Origin of the sequence: Planococcus sp. ANT_H30 (genome assembly GCF_008369335.1) — a bacterium.
In the GTDB taxonomy this organism is placed as follows: domain Bacteria; phylum Bacillota; class Bacilli; order Bacillales_A; family Planococcaceae; genus Planococcus; species Planococcus kocurii.
Genome location: NZ_VOBJ01000001.1, coordinates 360,401 through 377,338 on the forward strand (window position 1 = coordinate 360,401; position 16,938 = coordinate 377,338).

The following is a 16,938-nucleotide window of genomic DNA, read 5'->3' on the forward strand; positions in this document are numbered from 1 at the left end:
GGGTTCACCGATTATAGCTGTCTTAGTTCGTGTTTGATTTCTGTTTTTGAACGAGTCTTTTCGTCCATTAATTTCAATACGCGCGCTGGTGTGCCGCCCACTACGGAGTTTTCAGGCACATCTTCGATGACGATTGCGCCCGCTGCGACAACTGCACCTTTACCAATCCGAACGCCTTCGAGAACCACTGCGTTGGCGCCGATCATAACATCGTCTTCGACGATAACAGGAGTTGCTGATGCCGGTTCGATAACGCCGGCTAGTACTGCTCCAGCACCGATGTGGCAGTTTTTGCCAACTGTCGCCCGACCGCCCATGATTACGCCCATATCGATCATTGTACCATCGCCAATAACAGCACCAATATTAATTACAGCACCCATCATAATGATACAATTGTTTCCGATTTCTACATTTTCACGGATAAATGCACCGGGTTCAATGCGGCTATTGATGTTTTTCATATCTAATAGTGGTATCGCTGAATTTCTACGATCGTTTTCCACTACAGAATCTTCGATAAGCGCAGCATTTGCTTCTAGTGCCGTTTGAATATCTGCCCATTCGCCGAATACAGTTACTGAATTGCCTTGTCCGAAAACTTTGGACTCTGTGCCATAATCCAAATCAGCAACGCCTTGACCTTTTATGTACGCTTTTACGGGTGTCGCTTTTTTTGCATTTTGTATGTACGAGATTATTTCAGTTGCATCCATCTGTTTCATCAATAAAACCTCTTTCTATTAAGTGATGTTGTTATTATATCTGATTTAGCATAAAAATTCATCCACTTCATCTTAATAAAGCGGCATGTTTTTCAACGATATCAACAAATGCTTCTACTTGGCGCAACTGAAAAGCAGATTCGTATCCAATAAGCCATGTATCTCGTGTTAACTCTAACTCTTCTTCATTGTTAGTCAATGGCATCATATGAACTTCCTCAGTTCCTGTCAGCGTAATTGATGGCAAGATCGCATAGCCAATTCCGTTAACGGCCATTTGCTTACATGTTTCAATCTGATCAACCGTAATTTGTCGTTTCGGATTTGAAGCAAAATGTTTTTGCCACCATTGTTGAATTTCTTCATAGTAAGTAGAATCACTTTTAAACTGGATAAACGGCCGATCGGTTTGAAGAAGTTCCTCAAGTGAGCGAATTTCTTTGTCTACCAGATACAAAGTATCTTTGAACAAATGCAACTTCGGTCCTTTCCAATCTGTATGGCCGCGAACAATCCCAATATGAGCTTCGCCGTCGTATAACGCACGAACTATTTCTGAACTCCATCCTGTAATCAACTGAATTTTCGCTTCTGGATAAAGTGTCACAAAGTCCTTTAATACTTTTGGCAACCAATTTTGTCCAATAATCGTAGCACAGGCAATTTTTAACGTGCCGTGTACTTTGGAAGTTAACGTATGCAGGACTTCGAACACTTCTTCTTTTCGCTGTATGGTTTCATTGGCATATTGAATGACCAGTTCTCCGGCAGGTGTAGGCGATAATCCTTTTTGCGAACGAATAAATAATTGTTGGCCCCAGTCTTTTTCAATAGACTGCAACCGCTGCGATAAGGCTGGCTGTGATAAAAACAGACGCTCTGCAGCTTTTCTCATATTGCCTTCTTCTGCCAATATCTTAATGATTAACTCTTCATTTGACACGACTTTTCACTCCTTTTTTCCCACGAAGCCCAAAGATCAAAATAAAACTAAGCAATGCGAAAAATGCAGTGACTAAATAGACATGTTGAAGCGATTCAGCTAATGCTTGTTGTAAAAACCTCAATGACTCTACTTGAATTCCTGCGCGAGCATCTGCACTAAGCAAATCATTGATAGCGCTTAAAGAATAGTTTTGACCACTGTCAGCGAAATAACGCAGTAATGAACTGTTGAGAATACTACCTAGCAATGCGACACCAATTGTACTACCCAAGTTCCGCATGAACATGTTTGAAGCAGTGGCAGAACCACGCTGTTCATAAGATACGGCAGCCTGAATTGCAACGATAAACACGGTACTAGTTAAGCCCATGCCAAGACCAATGGAAAAACTCGACATAGCCGCCCATAAAGGACCGAATCCGGGTTGCATCAAAACAAACAACAAAGATCCTATTAGTAAAAAAGCACCACCAGCAATAGATGTTTTAAAATACCCGATTTTCAGCAAGAGTCTTCCCGAGAAAAAAGCAGCTAATGGCCACCCGACTGACATAGCTGTTAACGTGAAGCCTGCAATCGCGGCAGGTTGTTCCATGACACCCGTTACATATGTTGGCAAGTAACTAGAAATTGCTATTAAAATAACACCATTTGTCAAAGAAACCAAGTTGGCATAAAAAATAGTTTTATTGCGCCAAATCTCAAAAGGCATCATCGGATCGACGGCTTTTCGCTCTGCCCATATGAATAACACAAAAAACAAGATACTGGCAGTTAGTAAAATCAGTGATTTCGTAGAAAACCAATCAAATGATACGCCGCCTTCAACTATCAGATACAACATAGTCGATAAAGCAGCTGTCAATAAAGCAGCCCCTTTATAATCAATTACCGGTTTCTTCGTATTGACTGGCTCTTTTAAAAACAACAGAACACCGAGCAGCGAAATAATCCCAAGAGGCAAATTGATCCAGAAGACGTATTCCCAACCAATCGTGACGACGAGAATACCTCCAATTGCAGGACCCGTAACTGCCGAAATTCCCCAGACACTTGATAGGTAACCTTGGATTTTAGCCCGTTCTTCTCTAGAGTAGATGTCTCCGACAATCGTCGTGGCGATTGGCATAACGGCACCTGCACCCATTCCCTGGATAAATCGGTAAAAAATAAGTTCATCTATTGAATTGGCCAACCCACATAATAAAGAACCGAGTAAAAACAAAAGCATGCCGACAGCAAATATGCGCTTACGTCCGAATATGTCGGATAGTTTACCGTAGAGTAACACGGTTACAGTACTCATCAACAAATAGGCTGAGAACACCCAACTATATTTTGAAAACCCACCTAGTTCAGCTGCGATGCTTGGCATGGCTGTCGAGACGATCGTCGCTTCGACAGCACTGACGAACATCGCGAGCATGACAGACGCTAAAACGAGTGGTTTTTTTGTTCCTTCCATTCAACAAACCTCTTTTCGATTAGCTATTAAAAAAGCGAAAGCGCCCGTTACGTCTACACGGGCGCTAAAGTTTTACAGCTAATATGAAACGCTAAAATTTAGCTTCCATCGTAAAAAAGGCCTCTATGACGAGACCTTTTCCAGTTACTGTGCTCATCTTTTCAATTGATAAATTTGTTTTTTTAACTGCTTTAATACAACACGCCGCGTCAAAATCCCCATAAACATTTCTTCGTCGTCTACTACACATAGAAAGTTCTGGTTAATGACCATATCAAGCGCTTTTTGAAAACGTTCATTGACGTGGATCAAAGGCAAATCTTTTTCCATGATATCTTCCACGCGGATATCAGAAAGCCGCTCGTATTCTATATGATCCATTCCAAGAATTGCGTCAGTTATCCGTTGTGCATTGATTAAACCGCAAAAGCGGTATTTCGAATCCAATACCGGAATGGCTGAATAGCCTGTCTTCGTTAAGACGAGCAGTGCATGTTCGGCACTGTTCCCCATTTGAACATGCGCTACTTTCTCGGAAGAGATGATATAGTCTTCGATTGGTGTATCAAGAAAATCTTTGCTTGGCAATGAAATCATGTACTCTACTCCTTTTAAATCTCCTGTATTAGACGCTGTCTAGTTAGACTCATCATAACACATCAAGATTTCGGAAACTAATTAATTGTTGCGTGAACTTACTTAAAAAGGAAACTTATTCAGCCACTGCCCACCATCTAAGGTGACGATTTCCCCATTCATATAAGAAGCCTTATCTGACATGATAAAGGCGGCCAGTTCAGCCACTTCCTCGGGTTTTCCAAGTCTGCCAAGAGGAATTGACTCTAATGTCCGTTTAGCGGCTTTCTCAGATTCCCAAAGCTTGTCAGCTCCACCCGTTCGTTCAATCGGTCCAGGCGCAATACCGTTTACGCGAATACCGAACTGTGTACCCCATTCAACAGCAAGCGTCCGTGTCAACGACATCACGCCTGCTTTAGCTGCAGCTGAATGGGCAACTCCTGCTCCAGCATTCCAAGCATACGTTGCCAGCATATTTACAATGTTGCCTTTTGTACCGTTCTCAATCCAATAGTTTCCGACTGCATGCGAACAGAAAAAAGTTCCGTTCAAGACAATATCAATTACTGATTTCCAGCCATTTGGCGATAACTTTTCTGCATGAACAATAAAGTTTCCAGCAGCATTATTCACCAATCCGTCCACTCTGCCAAATTTTTCATGAGCGAATTTTACCATTGCTTTAGCATGTTCAGGTTCCCGTACATCCATTTGAAAAACTTCGACAGAACCGCGGTCTCCTGCAATCGCTTTCACAGCCTCGTTGAGTTTTTCCATATCGCGTCCTGTGATGACGACATTAGCTCCTTCTGAGGCAAATTTCTTAGCCATGTGCAGTCCCATACCACTTGAGCCACCTGTAACAATAATCGTTTGATCCGTAAACATGTAAACATCCCCTTTTGATTAAATTACAACGCATAAATCAGTGCTCTTTGTTTGCCCACATTTCGTTAGCTAAACTGCAGACAGTTTCGATCACCTTAACTAAAGCATTCTACAAAGTCATTGATTTCCCCTTTTATTGCACATGGAGCTTTTGTATACAGTGCTTAATAATTTTGATATGATAAAGTCGAACTACTCACTATTTTGTAAGAAAGGAATGAGTTCATGCCAGTTACTAAATCAGATTCAGATATCGCGCAAGCCATTTTCACTGTTAACCGCCATGCAAAAACTGCTCCTGATAATCATTATTTGTATGCACTGAAGAAAGAAGCGTTAAATTTAATGATTGTACAACAACGTGCATTAAAAATTGGTTTACACTTCAGTAAAAACCCTCAGAAAAGTCAACAGCAATCTTCAGTCCTCGTAAAATGCGGCAATTATTATTTTCACATGCTTCCGAAAAAAGAAGACTTCTCGTCGCTCGAACATTTAGGCCACTTGGACGATACGTACCGCAATCCTCCTAGCCGAATGAACTTGAAAGTAGCGAAAGAAATTTTACGGATGCTGACTGGATTAGAACCGCAAAAAAAAGAAGTGGTACGTTCTAACTTTACTAAATCCTATCAGCCAAGACAAGTTGACCGATTTTATTCACCTAAAAAATCCTATTTTGATTGATTTTTAAAAACTGGAAACCTGTAGAGGTTTCCAGTTTTTTTATGATCGATAATATTCTACTAAAGCTTGCGTACCTTGTTCTTCGTGACCTTGTGCTGCTACTTTTTCATACATGCTTAGAGATAAGCGAAGACCCGGTAAATCCAATCCCCAGTTTTCTGCTTCTTCTGCTGCAATTTTCATATCTTTTATAAAATGCTTGATGTAAAAACCGGGGCGGAAATCTTCATTAATCATTTTAGGTGCTAAGTTTGACAGTGACCAGGAACCGGCTGCGCCTGAAGAAATAGAACGCAGTACACGTTCAGGATCTAATCCCGCCTTCTCTGCATAAATAAGCGATTCACACACCCCAATCATTGTGCTGGCAATGTTAATTTGGTTGCACATTTTGGTATGTTGCCCTGAACCAGCAGGACCTTGAAATACGATATTTTCACCGAATAAGTTGAAAACTGGAGAAATCTGCTTGAAAATTTCTTTTTCTCCACCTACCATAATCGATAATACGCCATTTTTAGCACCGATATCGCCACCAGAAACGGGTGCATCCAGCGCATGGAGACCTTTTAGCGTAGCTGCTTCAAAAATTCTTTGGGCCAACTGTGGCTGAGAAGTGGTTAGGTCCACAAGTATCGTTCCTTTTTTAGCATTCCCCAACAGGCCTCGCTCACCAAAATAAACTTCTTCAACATCAGCTGGATAGCCCACCATAGTGAAAATGAGTTCACAGTTATTCGCTACTTGCTGAGGTGAATCAACAAGGAATGCACCGGCTTTTACTAAGCTTTCCGCTTTTTTAGCAGTTCGTGTAAAGATTGAAACCTCGTGCTCATGGTCGAGCAAATGCTTAACCAAACTACTGCCCATCACGCCAGTTCCGATAAATCCAATCTTCATATGTAGTTCCTCCTTTTGTATATAGCTTCAGTTTAGCAAACATCTTTAGGATATTCACTTATGTAGATACAAGAACTACGCTCTCGCTTATTAAGCGCAAAAAAGAAGCCGATCCGTAAACGGACCGACCACAAAAGGGGGAAATGAGAATGTTGCTGTTGTTCAAGTATACTATGCCCGACTTGAAAACAAATTAAACATTTTTATTCAAATAGTGATTTTTTATTTTTTCGATTTCAGCGATAAAGTTTGAAGCTTGTGATTCCGGCAACTGTTTATCGCCATATCGGACGCGGTCGTAGGTTTTGTAAAAAGAAGCTGATACGTCCCAATCCATTCGTGCTATCCACTCTCGGACTGTCTCGTGACTTTGCCGTTCTAGTTTTTGCTCTTTGGCCATTAGTTCAAGACTGCGAAAAACTTCTCTAATTTGATGCAAGTCCCTGCTAGCTGGCGATTCCTTAGCAGTCGATACGAACAGTTCTGTAGATAAATGATCATGCCTTTTCATACGGATTGTGCTTTTGGGTACAGGCGTTTCTGAATCCGGCTTGATTTTTCTTAGCCATATTATCAGTACTACTGCACTTATGACCATCACGATTCCTAAAAGAATTTCAATTGGAAAATCTGACGGCATTGTTTCACTTACCATAGTTTCACGTTGCCCTGTTTCCTCATCGGGACCAAGTACCTCTAAGGTTTCTTGCATTTCTTCTTCTGTTGATAAGCCTGCTAAAAATTCATTTACCTGCTCAAGCAATAACGCAAGTGGCCAAAATACAACCCGTATCATTCCTCCCACTGCCCATCCGGCTAATCTCCGAACATCATCAGCTATATAAAAGATGCTGATTGCTACCACGGAAGGAATGCTGACGAGAAGTCCAAACACACTCGCTACTTGGCTAAATTTTGCACCGGTTTGTCTCGTATGAAGATAGCTATAGAGCAATTGCGCACCCACATAAAATAAGATGGCAACAGGTACGATGGAAAACAGGAGGCGACTTGTTTGCTGGTTTGGATTTAGCAGTACCAATGTCCAGCAGATGCTAAAAACTACGGTGAATTTCATTAAAAAATAGTGACCGTAATTGAATTCTTTGTAACGTACTGAATACCGTGCATGAAGCAAGTAAACAGACAGCATCCCTAAAATAGTCGCCAACCATAACGACATACCCATTGCCCACATACTTACTGTCGCAACAGTGGAAAGACCGATCCCTCCTACTAATTGATACGAATACCTTGAAAAAAGGAGGTACGAACTAACGGAGACTAGCCATGCGAGCAACAGCCAAATCCAAGCTACAGACAAGGCTCCTTGTGTATCAGCAAAAACCAGAACCAACGCAATGATAAAAGCATCTAGCATAAAGTGAATGGCAGATGGCAAGCGTGATGTCATGCCAAATCACGTTCCTTTCTGCTTGGCAGTACGGTCAATTCTGTTTGACCACTCCATTTCGTAATAAAGCGTAAAGCGTCACTTGGTGTATCAGTTAATAGATAAGTCGTATAAGGCAGTTCTATATGCATATCCAAATGTCCCAGCATTGTGCGATAAGGCAGTGTAGCATTATTTTTGGAAATAATCGATAGCAGTTCTAACGCCTGTTGTCGTTGCTTTTGTCCGAGTCCTGTAGACAAATATAAATAAGGCATTTTACCGGCTGAACGAATATTAACTGCTACTGCATAAGGCACACCGGCGCTAAAGCAATTCTCAATATAACTAGCCAATTCTTCAATTCTATCTTCTAAATCATGGATGGTGCCATAAAAGGCTGACACGTTAAGCGCAAAGAGCATTGATTCATTAGCTACTGTCGAAAAAATTTTTGTCTGGTATTGCTGCATTCTAACACTGGCTTTCCAATGGATTTGATTGAATTGGTCTGTTGATACGTAATCCCTCGTACCAATTGGCTGAAAGGCATCATCAAACAAAGTATGTTGCAAATTGAATTGACCCGGTTTTTGACGGGACGGCGTATACCGAAAAGGGTATTTTTGGAGTTTTGGAAAGACCAGCTGCTCATGTAAAATCGCCGGCTGATACTCCAGAGTTATGCTGCCTTCTCCAAAAGGATGAGCAATGAGTAGCTCCATTTTCTGAATACGCGACAGTCCTCTTCTTTTACCTGTAATTGGCACATCAATTTCAATTGTCTGCTTACTGCCAATGGTAAAAGGAAGATCAACTTCTACTAAATCTCCATAGCTCACTGCACTGTCACCTTTCGGCTCTACAGCATCATGAAACCAAATTTTCAATTGACCGTTCCAAATAGGCAAGCCTTCATTTTTAAAAACAAGTTCCCAAGAAGAATCTCCTCCATAAAGAAGACGCTTACGTATGCGGTTGTTTTGAAAAACCAATTTCTTGCCGGCTCGGTCTAAATAGAGAATTTGCAACCCCACTACTGTTGCTGCAAAACCGATGACAGCTGCAGCTAAAAACTGTAAAAATATCATTGCCATAAAGAATAAGGCAATTAATAAGCCCAATACCCATTTCATATTTTTCGTATCGTCAGCATGACGCATCCACACCATCTAAAACGCCTCTACCGGTGAAGCAACAGAAGTGGAAATTTCACGTAAAATAGCTGTGGGCTCCTGAATGAGCATACCTTCAGCTGTCAGCATTAACCGATGGACCGCGACGGGTTCGAGTATATACTTTACATCATCTGGCGTTACGAAATTTCGACCTTCGATAAATGCTCTTCCTTGAGCTGCATGAACAAGTGCCAGAGCCGCCCTAGAACTCAAGCCAAGTTCAATTGATGGATGTTCACGTGTTGCGCGGACAAGTGAAACAATATACATCTCAATGTCTTCGTGAACTGCTACTTTACTCGCTTCAATGCGCCATTTCCGAACATCTTCAACTGATGCCACTGGTAGAATTTCTTTTTTATGGGAAACGTTATCTCGAAAATTCCGAATGATAGACAACTCTTCTTGTTGATTTGGATACCCAATTTCTAGGCGAAACAAAAAGCGATCCAGTTGTGCCGCAGGAAGTGGAAATGTTCCTTGTTGCGATTCCACGGGATTTTGTGTAGCAATGACGATAAACGGATCTGGCAATTGTATAGTCTCTCCATCAATGGTCGCCTGTTTTTCTTCCATCGATTCCAACAGGCTTGACTGCGTTCTAGGTGTCGCCCGGTTAATTTCATCCGCTAGTAGTAAATTAGTTTGAACTGGGCCAGCCCGTAATTCAAATTCCTGCGTCTTCGGATTGAAAAAACGAATGCCTGTCACGTCTGACGGCAAAACGTCTGGTGTAAATTGAATTCGCTGAAATTGACCAGCAAATGACCCCGCAAATGCTTTAGCCATCCACGTCTTACCTGAACCGGGTACACTTTCAAGCAGTACATGTCCCCCTTGAATCAACGCGATTAACATAAAATCAATCTCTTTTTCTCTACCTACTACTAATTGATTTAATTGTGTTCTAGCCTGTGTTAATTTCTCCACATTGTCCCCTCCGCTTCTAATTACGCTTTCTTATTTCGACGGTTCTTCGGTGTAGATATAACTGGTCGTTCCGTGATGATAGGCTGTGCCTTTAAAATGCTTAAAATCCTCACGTTCAATCAAAACCTTGCGGAATTCTAGAAAATCTTCTTTTTCAATTGTAATAGATTCGATTTCACCATTTTTTAACGCTTCGAGTTGCTCTTTATAGTCAGTCATGAATTGTTCTCCTTTTGTCTTAGTTTTACTAATTCCTTCTGGTATAATACTAAACGGACGCTACTATTCTATTTAGCATATACTGTACGGGTCTGTCTTAAGACATGTCAAAAAACACCTGTACTAGAATTAGTATACAGCAAGAAAACAAGTCGAACACCTTTGTCTTTACTGAGTCATTAAAATGGAATACGGCTTTAATTTTTAGGAGGATTTACATGATTAACTTTTTAAAACAGCATCCGTTGATTTTGATGCTGCCGCTAGCTTTCTTTTTATACAATTTAGCTTTTGAAAATACTGCTATTTTTTGGTATATGTACACATTTGCGATGCTGATATTAATGTCTCTCGCTATTATATTCGTTAAAATTTTTGATGAGCTTGTTACGTGGAAATCTTTGGTTTACGGATTAGTCTTTGGAACACTTCTTTACGGGCTCGTTGCTGCCGGATTTCAGCTATTACTATTAACACCTTTCAATATAGCTGGATCTGTCAAAAGTTTTCTAGCAAATTTTGCACCTGTTACGATTTGGCACTACCTACTATTAATGTTTATCATCGTACCGGGTGAGGAAATTTTTTGGAGAGGACTTGTTCAGCAGAAGTTTAAACACTATTGCTCGACGCCACTGGCAGTTTTAGCGAGCTCTGTTTTGTTTGGTCTGGCGCTGGCATTAGGTGGATTTTGGCCAGGAGCTTGGACTGGAATCATCACAGGATTGATTCTTGGTTTGCTTTATGAATGGAAAAGAAGTTTACCTGTTATCATCGTTTCTCATTTGGTTATGATCGTCTTGTTATTTTTGATTTTCCCACTAGCGATTTAAAGTGAAACATTCCTCTTTCTGGGACGTCTACTAGACAAACCGATAGGAGGAATTTTTTTTATGAAGAAGAACTTATTTTTATTCTCATCCGCTCTAATGATCGCTATGCTATTGGCAGCTTGTGGAACTGCAGCTACTGTCGAAGAAGACACTGAGCCAGTAGAAGCACCAGCTGAAGACACCAATGCAAGCGATGACGAATCAGTTGAAGAAAGTACTGAAGACACCACTACAAGCGATGACGAATCAGTTGAAGAAGCTGCAGGTACCTTAATTCAAAGCGATGAACAAAACTACAAACTGCATGTCTTAGATGGTTACGAACTAACAGCAGAAGAGCCAAACAAAGATTCACTGTATGTTTCGGATAATTCAGCCGTTTTTATGAGAATTGAGACGTTTTCTTCTGAGGACATCGATTTTGCTTCTGCAACAGAAAGCATGAAACAAACCTTAAAAGCTGTTAATCCAGATACAGAAGCAGTTGAAGCCAGTAATTTCGATGGTGCTAACTTTAAACAATCCGCGGCCTTCGAAGTGCCAAGTACTGAAGGCAGTGTAACCGGGATTGTTTACGAAAACGATAAACTGATCGTGCGTCTAACTATTTTTGATGACAACACGGTTAACGCAACAGAAGATTTTATTTCTATGGGGAAAACGATTCAATCAGTTGAATAATGAGTACTCCAATAGAGACATCCATCAATTCAAAAAAGGCCATCCAAAATTTGGATGGCCTTTTTTTGAATTAGTATGATAAATCTTTGATCGACAAACCTAGTTTTTTCATCAATTCAATGGCTTGCTCTTTTTCTTCATTCGATAACGCTTCCGTCAATTCATGCAATTTTTTTTCATGTTCCGGAAAAATCTGTGCCATGAATTCTTTACCTTGCGCTGATATTTCTGCATAAGTGATACGGCGATCACTCGGACAATTAACACGCGTAATATAGCCTCTTTTTTCGAGTTTATCAATAACATAAGTAATAGAACCACTTGCTAGCAATATTTTGCCACCTATTTTTTGAAGTGGTTGTTTCCCTTTATGGTACAAAAGCTCTAAAACTGCAAATTCAGTTGGATTTACGCCACTCGCCTGGAAAAATTGATTGGTCTGTTCAGTAATTGCTTTATGTGCACGCGACAGCACAATAAATAATTTCAGAGATTGTTTGATTTCTTCGTTCATCCTATTCACTCTTTCCGCTGTTTAAGCTGCATTGCACTAATTATAGTCTTTTTCTTCTCAAATGACACCTTCCTGGGTCTACCCGATAATTACGCGTTCTTTCGGATAGTGGAATTTAGTTGGATCTGTTTTACCGCCAATTGTGAAGAGGAAAGAAATCAGTCCAACACGCCCAACAAACATTAAAGCCATGATGATAAACTTCCCGATTTCTGACAAATCACTTGTAATGCCTAAAGACATTCCACATGTTCCAAAAGCAGAGGTGATTTCAAATATGATTTCCACAACCGTAGCAGTGGGCTCCGTAATAAGAAGTGCAAGGGTCGCCGCAAAGACGATAAAAAATGCCAAGAAAATAACTGCGAACGCCCGAAAGACATCAATTAGCTCAATTTCGCGCTTGAAAATTTGAATGGTGTTTTTTCCTCGTGCAAAATTAATCAAAAACAAAATCGCGATTGCAAAAGTAGTTGTGCGAATACCGCCACCAGCTGAACTTGGAGATGCACCTATAAACATTAAGGCACTCATAAAAACATTTGTGGCGTCACTGAATTGCGTGATGTCGACTGTAACCAAACCGCCTGATCGAGAGGAAACCGAATGAAAAATCGACGCAAATATCGATTCATGCCAGCTCATCGATTTAAACGCTTTTACTGATTCTAATAAGAAAATACCGATAGCTCCAACTGCTAGTAACACTGCAAATATACTCGTTGTGATTTTTGTGAAAAGAGAAAAACGAAAATATTTTTGCTTATTCGAAATAAATTCCTTTAGTTCAATTAATACCGGAAAACCAATAGCACCTAAAATAATGAGAATCATGTTAATAATTTGGACAAAATAATCATTAAAATACGGCATTAACGATTCGCCTGTAATATCGAATCCTCCATTAGTGGTGGCTGTAATTGAACCAAATATACCATGTAATAACGCTTCTTGGAATGTTGGAAAATACTGCGTAAAATAAATTGTCAGGATAATTGCACCGACCGCTTCTATTAGCAACATAATTTTCACAATTTCGCGAATCAGTTTAACAACGCCCGCCATACTCGATTGATTGTGATCAACCATGATTAATTGGCGTTCACGTAACCCAATACGTTTACCCACAAGAAGCCAGAAAAATGTTCCGATGGACATAATTCCAATGCCCCCAAGTTGCAAGATAAACATTAAAACAACGATACCAAATACTGTATATGTTTCCACAACATTAATTACGGATAAGCCCGTTACACTTATAGCACTTACTGCAGTAAACAAGCTATCAATTAAGGGGATGGTCATCCCTGGTTTATGGACATTTGGTAACCTCAATAATAAGAAGGAAACAGCAATTGCCACAAAATAATACGAAACAATAACCTGTGCAGGTGTTAGATTTCGTACTTTTTGAAATGAATTATTCATAAGACATTGATTCCCTTCGGCGTTTTACTCTCTTCTCATTCTATGAAAAGATGAGACAAAAAGAAAGAGAAATCGATAATCTATTTTAGTTGGTCCAATGAACAAGCTTTTAGCAATTCAAAAACAATACCTTACGTCCTCTAGAACAGCTGTCAGTGCAAAGAAAAAAATTTACTCTTTGTCTTTTGGTTTATGTTCTGTATTCGGAGATACATCTTTATTCTTTTGTTTATAAAGCTGGTCTTTATTGCTTTGTTCAGGATTTTTTTCATTGTTCTTTTGGTCGTTTGGTATTGACTGAGACTTATTTTTAATAGTAGTTGATGAATTCTTTTTCTGTTCTACAGCTCTATTGTTTTGCTGCTGTTTCTGTGTCTCTTTCTGTTGGTTTTTTCCCGTAGATTTTTCTTTTTGAACTGGCTTTACCGGATCTATTTTTTGCTGTTTTTCTATAGGAGCGCGAGTTTCAACTTTATTGAGAGACTTTGATGGATGGATGTTTTGTGTTGCTGTTTTTTGTTGTTGATTTGCTCGGATAGACTGATTTTCATTTTTCTTTTGAACTGCGGGCGAATTCGGTTTCGGACCTACTACTGGCTTATTTTCCTTCTCTTTTTTGTTTATGTCTTTGGTGTTATTCTGTTTTTTGTGTTCATTCTCTGCTTTATTTTCTTTTGTAGGCATTTCTTCTTTTTCCTGATTTGAATCGTTTACTTTAGGCGATTGCTGAATTTCCAAAGTTTCAACTTTATGAATCAATTGTCCGACAGGCATTTGGTTTTCTTTTGAATGACGCCATTGTTCTTTTGTGGCTCTCTTTAGTTGAATTGCCAGTTGTTCATTTTTCACATCTGAAGAAACCGCCATAACAACTTTCTTTATAGACTCGTCGGTTTTGTTGTCATTTTCTTCGACTGCAGTAATGGTGATTTGCTTTGTTCGTTCTGTGACTGCCAGCTCAAAGACTCGATCCAATACAACATGAAGAGAATCATTTTCCCAACCGCCGAGTTGTTCAATCAGCTGTTGCCCATCGCTATTTAGTTCACGGATAGATACAACCTCATAGTCATCATTTATCCCTAGTTCTATGCCTGGATTGATCTGAACTTGGACATAGCCAAATGCTTCTTCAGCGGGAAACACCAAAACAGAAACGAACAACGCAACAGCAGCTAGAGCGGCTGTTAGAGGAGCCATAACGGGCTGCCGATAGATTGCTCTTTTCTTATCAGTTAGATCAAACAAAACTTCTTCTCCTAGTACAGGTTTACCCACAGGCAGTCCTTTAACGATTCGACCATCTTTCAATAGAAAAACAGAGCGATTGTCATTCAATTCAATGCATATTCCCAATTGTCTCCGCATTAGTTTAATCGCCCCTTCAAATATTCTTTTAAAAAATGCAAATCGCTCATCTGCAGTAAAGCCATTGCTATTATGTATTTTCGATGGCGCTCTATCGTTTTGCGCGACACCTTTACGAGCGCTTCAATGTCTTTGATTGGCAACTTTTTCTTGTCCATCAAGTATTGTTTATACTCATCAGTTTCGGCTACTAACTGGGCAATTTGAATAGAAGTAAGACGTGTATCTTGATGAACTGGAGACACTTTTACCAGTATTTGAAAAGATAAGCCGAATTGTTGAAGCATTTTTTCATACAGAAATATTTCTTCACTTCTTTTCTGATTTTGCTGTTCGATCGAATAAGCCATAGCTGCAGCATGATCAGCAAGGCCATTATGTGCTTCTGGCTCTTCCGCTGTCATGAAGTCGTGGCTAAATTCATCTCTTCGGCTTTCTTTACGTATAAAATCAATTAGCCGTCTGCGAATGACGAGGTGAGCAAATGTTAGAAACGAAGCATTATTGGTTTGATCGAATTTTTCAATTGCTTCGTTGAATGCAGAAAGTGCAATGCTGTATTCATCATCATGGTCATCGATAAATCGCTTGCATACTTGAGAAGCTGTCTTTTTCATAAAAGGTGAATAGGAAAAAAGCAACTCATGCAATACTTGTTCATCGCCACCTTGTGCTTGCAAAACCATTATTTCAGCATCAGACTTTTTGTTGCGTCCGAACCTTCCACCTAATAAAGCTAAAAGCACACTATTCACCTCTTCTCTAAGTCACTGCCTATAGTTAATTGTAACTTTGGAATGCGTGTTTGAAAAGAGGTGGACTTTACTGTTCTTACCATTATTCGCTTTTATAGTTATTTTTTTGTCGGTCTCTACATATGTTGTATGAATGATGATTTTTTGTGAAACAATCGCGGGGTATCCATATAACTACTTCCCTTTTTATTTACCTTATTTATTGTCTTGCTGCAATTTGTCAGTAAAATGCCGACAGAACGGACTGAGGTCTACTTTGACGGACACTTTAGCGGACACAGCCAGGTTGCACCGTCTTCATTATCATCAACGATGCTATTTTTTTCATTCTCTGCGGCACTACAAAAAAACAGACAGAGAAAAAGAGTTCCTTTTTCTCCGTCTGTTTTATGGTAGAGGCTGATGTGACAGCCCCAGCTTTTATTCTTTAAAACCGTCTTTATTTTACTTCTTGTTCTTTAGCTTGCTCTCTGTTCTGCTTGACTCCAAGGATTCCGCCTACCACGACAATGCCGAGTAATACTGACCAGAAGACCAATGTCCAGCCTGTAGAGTGTGGGAAGTCAGTAGGCAAGATACCGACGTTTTCGTGAGATAAAGTCATCACTAGCAACTTTACTCCAACCCATCCAACAATAACAAACGCTGCTGTTTCAAGTTGCGGGTATTTTTCAAGCAATTGTACGAATTTATGTGCCGCAAATCGCATAATGATTACACCGATCAATCCACCGGCAAGCATAACCATAAACTGACCTGAGTTAATGCCACCAATGTCATTAACGCCAAAAACATTTAAATGTGGCAATGTAACTGCTAAAGCTACTGCTGCTAACATTGAGTCGATAGCAAAAGCAATATCGGCTAATTCCACTTTCAATACCGTCATCCAGAAACCTGAACCTTTTTTCTCAGGTTTACCATCAACGCCTTCAAGGATTTCATCTGTATCTCCCTTGCGTTGATCGTAGAGACTCTTAATTGAAATGAACAATAAGTAAGCTGCTCCAAGTGCTTGGATCTGCCAGATATTTACGAGCAACGTGATCATGAATAAGGCTGCAAAACGGAACACGAATGCTCCTACCAATCCATAAAACAACGCTTTTTTCTGTTGTGCTTTCGGTAAATGCTTAACCATTACCGCCATAACTACTGCATTATCTGCAGCTAATAATCCTTCAAGTCCTACTAAAACGAGTAGTACCCAAGCATATTCTAATAAAACTGCTTCCATTCTGCTTTCTCCTCCTGTTTTTTGCCAACAAAAAAGACCCTTGCCTAAATAAAGGCAAAGGTCTCGCTAAGCAAATTTCGTTTGCTATCACAACCGATGGCTACTAACCATGTATTGACGACTGTGAAATAGGTTTCCCTATAGCTACTCCCCCTTGACTGAAAGTCAAAGTGTATTGAGTTGTAATGTTAGTATAGCATCATTTCAAATCC

The 16,938-nt window shown here is 40.0% G+C and carries 18 protein-coding genes; 3 read left to right on the top strand and 15 right to left on the bottom strand.

The genetic code is table 11. The features are described 5' to 3' along the window. Positions 1-11: 11 nt before the first annotated feature. The 5 genes from dapD to fadH all read right to left on the bottom strand — a co-directional run bounded on the left by dapD (position 12) and on the right by fadH (position 4,603). Positions 12-725, bottom strand: a complete 714-nt coding sequence (gene dapD / locus FQ085_RS01820) for a 2,3,4,5-tetrahydropyridine-2,6-dicarboxylate N-acetyltransferase (RefSeq protein WP_058384796.1) — start codon at positions 723-725, stop codon at positions 12-14. Positions 726-792: 67 nt separating this feature from the next. Continuing rightward, positions 793-1,668 carry a transcriptional regulator CcpC gene (gene ccpC / locus FQ085_RS01825; protein ID WP_058384795.1) on the bottom strand — a complete coding sequence of 292 codons (876 nt, stop codon included), beginning with the start codon at positions 1,666-1,668 and terminating at the stop codon, positions 793-795. Beyond that, positions 1,658-3,136 carry an MFS transporter gene (locus tag FQ085_RS01830; RefSeq protein ID WP_149455768.1) on the bottom strand — a complete coding sequence of 493 codons (1,479 nt, stop codon included), beginning with the start codon at positions 3,134-3,136 and terminating at the stop codon, positions 1,658-1,660. The genes ccpC and FQ085_RS01830 overlap by 11 nt, the downstream gene beginning before the upstream one ends. A gap of 153 nt (positions 3,137-3,289) precedes the next feature. Further along, positions 3,290-3,733, bottom strand: a complete 444-nt coding sequence (cbpB, locus tag FQ085_RS01835; RefSeq protein ID WP_058384793.1) for a cyclic-di-AMP-binding protein CbpB — start codon at positions 3,731-3,733, stop codon at positions 3,290-3,292. Between the two features lie 102 nt (positions 3,734-3,835). Further along, positions 3,836-4,603: a 2,4-dienoyl-CoA reductase gene (gene fadH / locus FQ085_RS01840; RefSeq protein ID WP_058384792.1), complete on the bottom strand. Its 768-nt coding sequence runs from the start codon at positions 4,601-4,603 to the stop codon at positions 3,836-3,838. Between the two features lie 225 nt (positions 4,604-4,828). Between fadH and FQ085_RS01845 the strand changes: the two genes are divergently transcribed. Then, entirely contained in the window at positions 4,829-5,290 is a 462-nt protein-coding gene (locus tag FQ085_RS01845; RefSeq protein ID WP_149455769.1) for a YkyB family protein, read from the top strand. A gap of 39 nt (positions 5,291-5,329) precedes the next feature. Here FQ085_RS01845 and FQ085_RS01850 read toward each other — a convergent pair whose 3' ends face one another. The 5 genes from FQ085_RS01850 to FQ085_RS01870 form a co-directional block, all read right to left on the bottom strand. Then, entirely contained in the window at positions 5,330-6,190 is an 861-nt protein-coding gene (locus FQ085_RS01850) for an NAD(P)-dependent oxidoreductase (RefSeq protein ID WP_149455770.1), read from the bottom strand. A 193-nt stretch (positions 6,191-6,383) separates the two neighbouring features. After that, on the bottom strand, positions 6,384-7,604 hold the full coding sequence (locus FQ085_RS01855; protein ID WP_149455771.1) for a hypothetical protein: 1,221 nt from the start codon (positions 7,602-7,604) through the stop codon (positions 6,384-6,386). Next, positions 7,601-8,755: a DUF58 domain-containing protein gene (locus tag FQ085_RS01860; protein WP_058384788.1), complete on the bottom strand. Its 1,155-nt coding sequence runs from the start codon at positions 8,753-8,755 to the stop codon at positions 7,601-7,603. The genes FQ085_RS01855 and FQ085_RS01860 overlap by 4 nt, the downstream gene beginning before the upstream one ends. After that, the gene (locus FQ085_RS01865) at positions 8,756-9,691 is read right to left on the bottom strand and encodes an AAA family ATPase (RefSeq protein WP_058384787.1); all 936 of its coding nucleotides are present in this window, start codon (positions 9,689-9,691) and stop codon (positions 8,756-8,758) included. 30 nt (positions 9,692-9,721) lie between these two features. Then, entirely contained in the window at positions 9,722-9,910 is a 189-nt protein-coding gene (locus tag FQ085_RS01870) for a hypothetical protein (protein WP_149455772.1), read from the bottom strand. 218 nt (positions 9,911-10,128) lie between these two features. Between FQ085_RS01870 and FQ085_RS01875 the strand changes: the two genes are divergently transcribed. Next, positions 10,129-10,743, top strand: coding sequence for a CPBP family intramembrane glutamic endopeptidase (locus FQ085_RS01875; RefSeq protein WP_058384785.1), 615 nt, complete (start codon positions 10,129-10,131; stop codon positions 10,741-10,743). A 60-nt stretch (positions 10,744-10,803) separates the two neighbouring features. Then, positions 10,804-11,424, top strand: coding sequence for a hypothetical protein (locus FQ085_RS01880; RefSeq protein ID WP_149455773.1), 621 nt, complete (start codon positions 10,804-10,806; stop codon positions 11,422-11,424). 70 nt (positions 11,425-11,494) lie between these two features. On the opposite strand, the gene FQ085_RS01885 is transcribed toward FQ085_RS01880, so the two are convergent. The 5 genes from FQ085_RS01885 to FQ085_RS01905 form a co-directional block, all read right to left on the bottom strand. Beyond that, a complete protein-coding gene (locus FQ085_RS01885) occupies positions 11,495-11,938 on the bottom strand; it encodes a MarR family winged helix-turn-helix transcriptional regulator (protein ID WP_058384783.1) in 444 nt (147 codons plus the stop codon). Positions 11,939-12,016: 78 nt separating this feature from the next. After that, complete coding sequence (locus tag FQ085_RS01890) at positions 12,017-13,366, bottom strand: TrkH family potassium uptake protein (protein ID WP_149455774.1); 1,350 nt, start codon at positions 13,364-13,366, stop codon at positions 12,017-12,019. A 171-nt stretch (positions 13,367-13,537) separates the two neighbouring features. Then, on the bottom strand, positions 13,538-14,734 hold the full coding sequence (locus FQ085_RS17965) for an anti-sigma-I factor RsgI family protein (protein WP_188074694.1): 1,197 nt from the start codon (positions 14,732-14,734) through the stop codon (positions 13,538-13,540). Further along, positions 14,734-15,480, bottom strand: a complete 747-nt coding sequence (gene sigI, locus FQ085_RS01900) for an RNA polymerase sigma-I factor (protein ID WP_071153563.1) — start codon at positions 15,478-15,480, stop codon at positions 14,734-14,736. Before sigI ends, FQ085_RS17965 begins: the two co-directional genes overlap by 1 nt. Positions 15,481-15,928: 448 nt before the next feature. Further along, the gene (locus FQ085_RS01905; RefSeq protein WP_058384779.1) at positions 15,929-16,726 is read right to left on the bottom strand and encodes a TerC family protein; all 798 of its coding nucleotides are present in this window, start codon (positions 16,724-16,726) and stop codon (positions 15,929-15,931) included. Positions 16,727-16,938: the final 212 nt, after the last annotated feature.

Coding starts and splice junctions, on each gene's coding strand:
- dapD (WP_058384796.1), bottom strand. CDS start 725: ATGAAACAGATGGATGCAACTGAAATAATCTCGTACATACAAAATGCA.
- FQ085_RS01830 (WP_149455768.1), bottom strand. CDS start 3,136: ATGGAAGGAACAAAAAAACCACTCGTTTTAGCGTCTGTCATGCTCGCG.
- cbpB (WP_058384793.1), bottom strand. CDS start 3,733: ATGATTTCATTGCCAAGCAAAGATTTTCTTGATACACCAATCGAAGAC.
- fadH (WP_058384792.1), bottom strand. CDS start 4,603: ATGTTTACGGATCAAACGATTATTGTTACAGGTGGCTCAAGTGGTATG.
- FQ085_RS01845 (WP_149455769.1), top strand. CDS start 4,829: ATGCCAGTTACTAAATCAGATTCAGATATCGCGCAAGCCATTTTCACT.
- FQ085_RS01850 (WP_149455770.1), bottom strand. CDS start 6,190: ATGAAGATTGGATTTATCGGAACTGGCGTGATGGGCAGTAGTTTGGTT.
- FQ085_RS01855 (WP_149455771.1), bottom strand. CDS start 7,604: ATGACATCACGCTTGCCATCTGCCATTCACTTTATGCTAGATGCTTTT.
- FQ085_RS01860 (WP_058384788.1), bottom strand. CDS start 8,755: ATGGTGTGGATGCGTCATGCTGACGATACGAAAAATATGAAATGGGTA.
- FQ085_RS01870 (WP_149455772.1), bottom strand. CDS start 9,910: ATGACTGACTATAAAGAGCAACTCGAAGCGTTAAAAAATGGTGAAATC.
- FQ085_RS01875 (WP_058384785.1), top strand. CDS start 10,129: ATGATTAACTTTTTAAAACAGCATCCGTTGATTTTGATGCTGCCGCTA.
- FQ085_RS01880 (WP_149455773.1), top strand. CDS start 10,804: ATGAAGAAGAACTTATTTTTATTCTCATCCGCTCTAATGATCGCTATG.
- FQ085_RS01885 (WP_058384783.1), bottom strand. CDS start 11,938: ATGAACGAAGAAATCAAACAATCTCTGAAATTATTTATTGTGCTGTCG.
- FQ085_RS01890 (WP_149455774.1), bottom strand. CDS start 13,366: ATGAATAATTCATTTCAAAAAGTACGAAATCTAACACCTGCACAGGTT.
- FQ085_RS17965 (WP_188074694.1), bottom strand. CDS start 14,734: ATGCGGAGACAATTGGGAATATGCATTGAATTGAATGACAATCGCTCT.
- FQ085_RS01905 (WP_058384779.1), bottom strand. CDS start 16,726: ATGGAAGCAGTTTTATTAGAATATGCTTGGGTACTACTCGTTTTAGTA.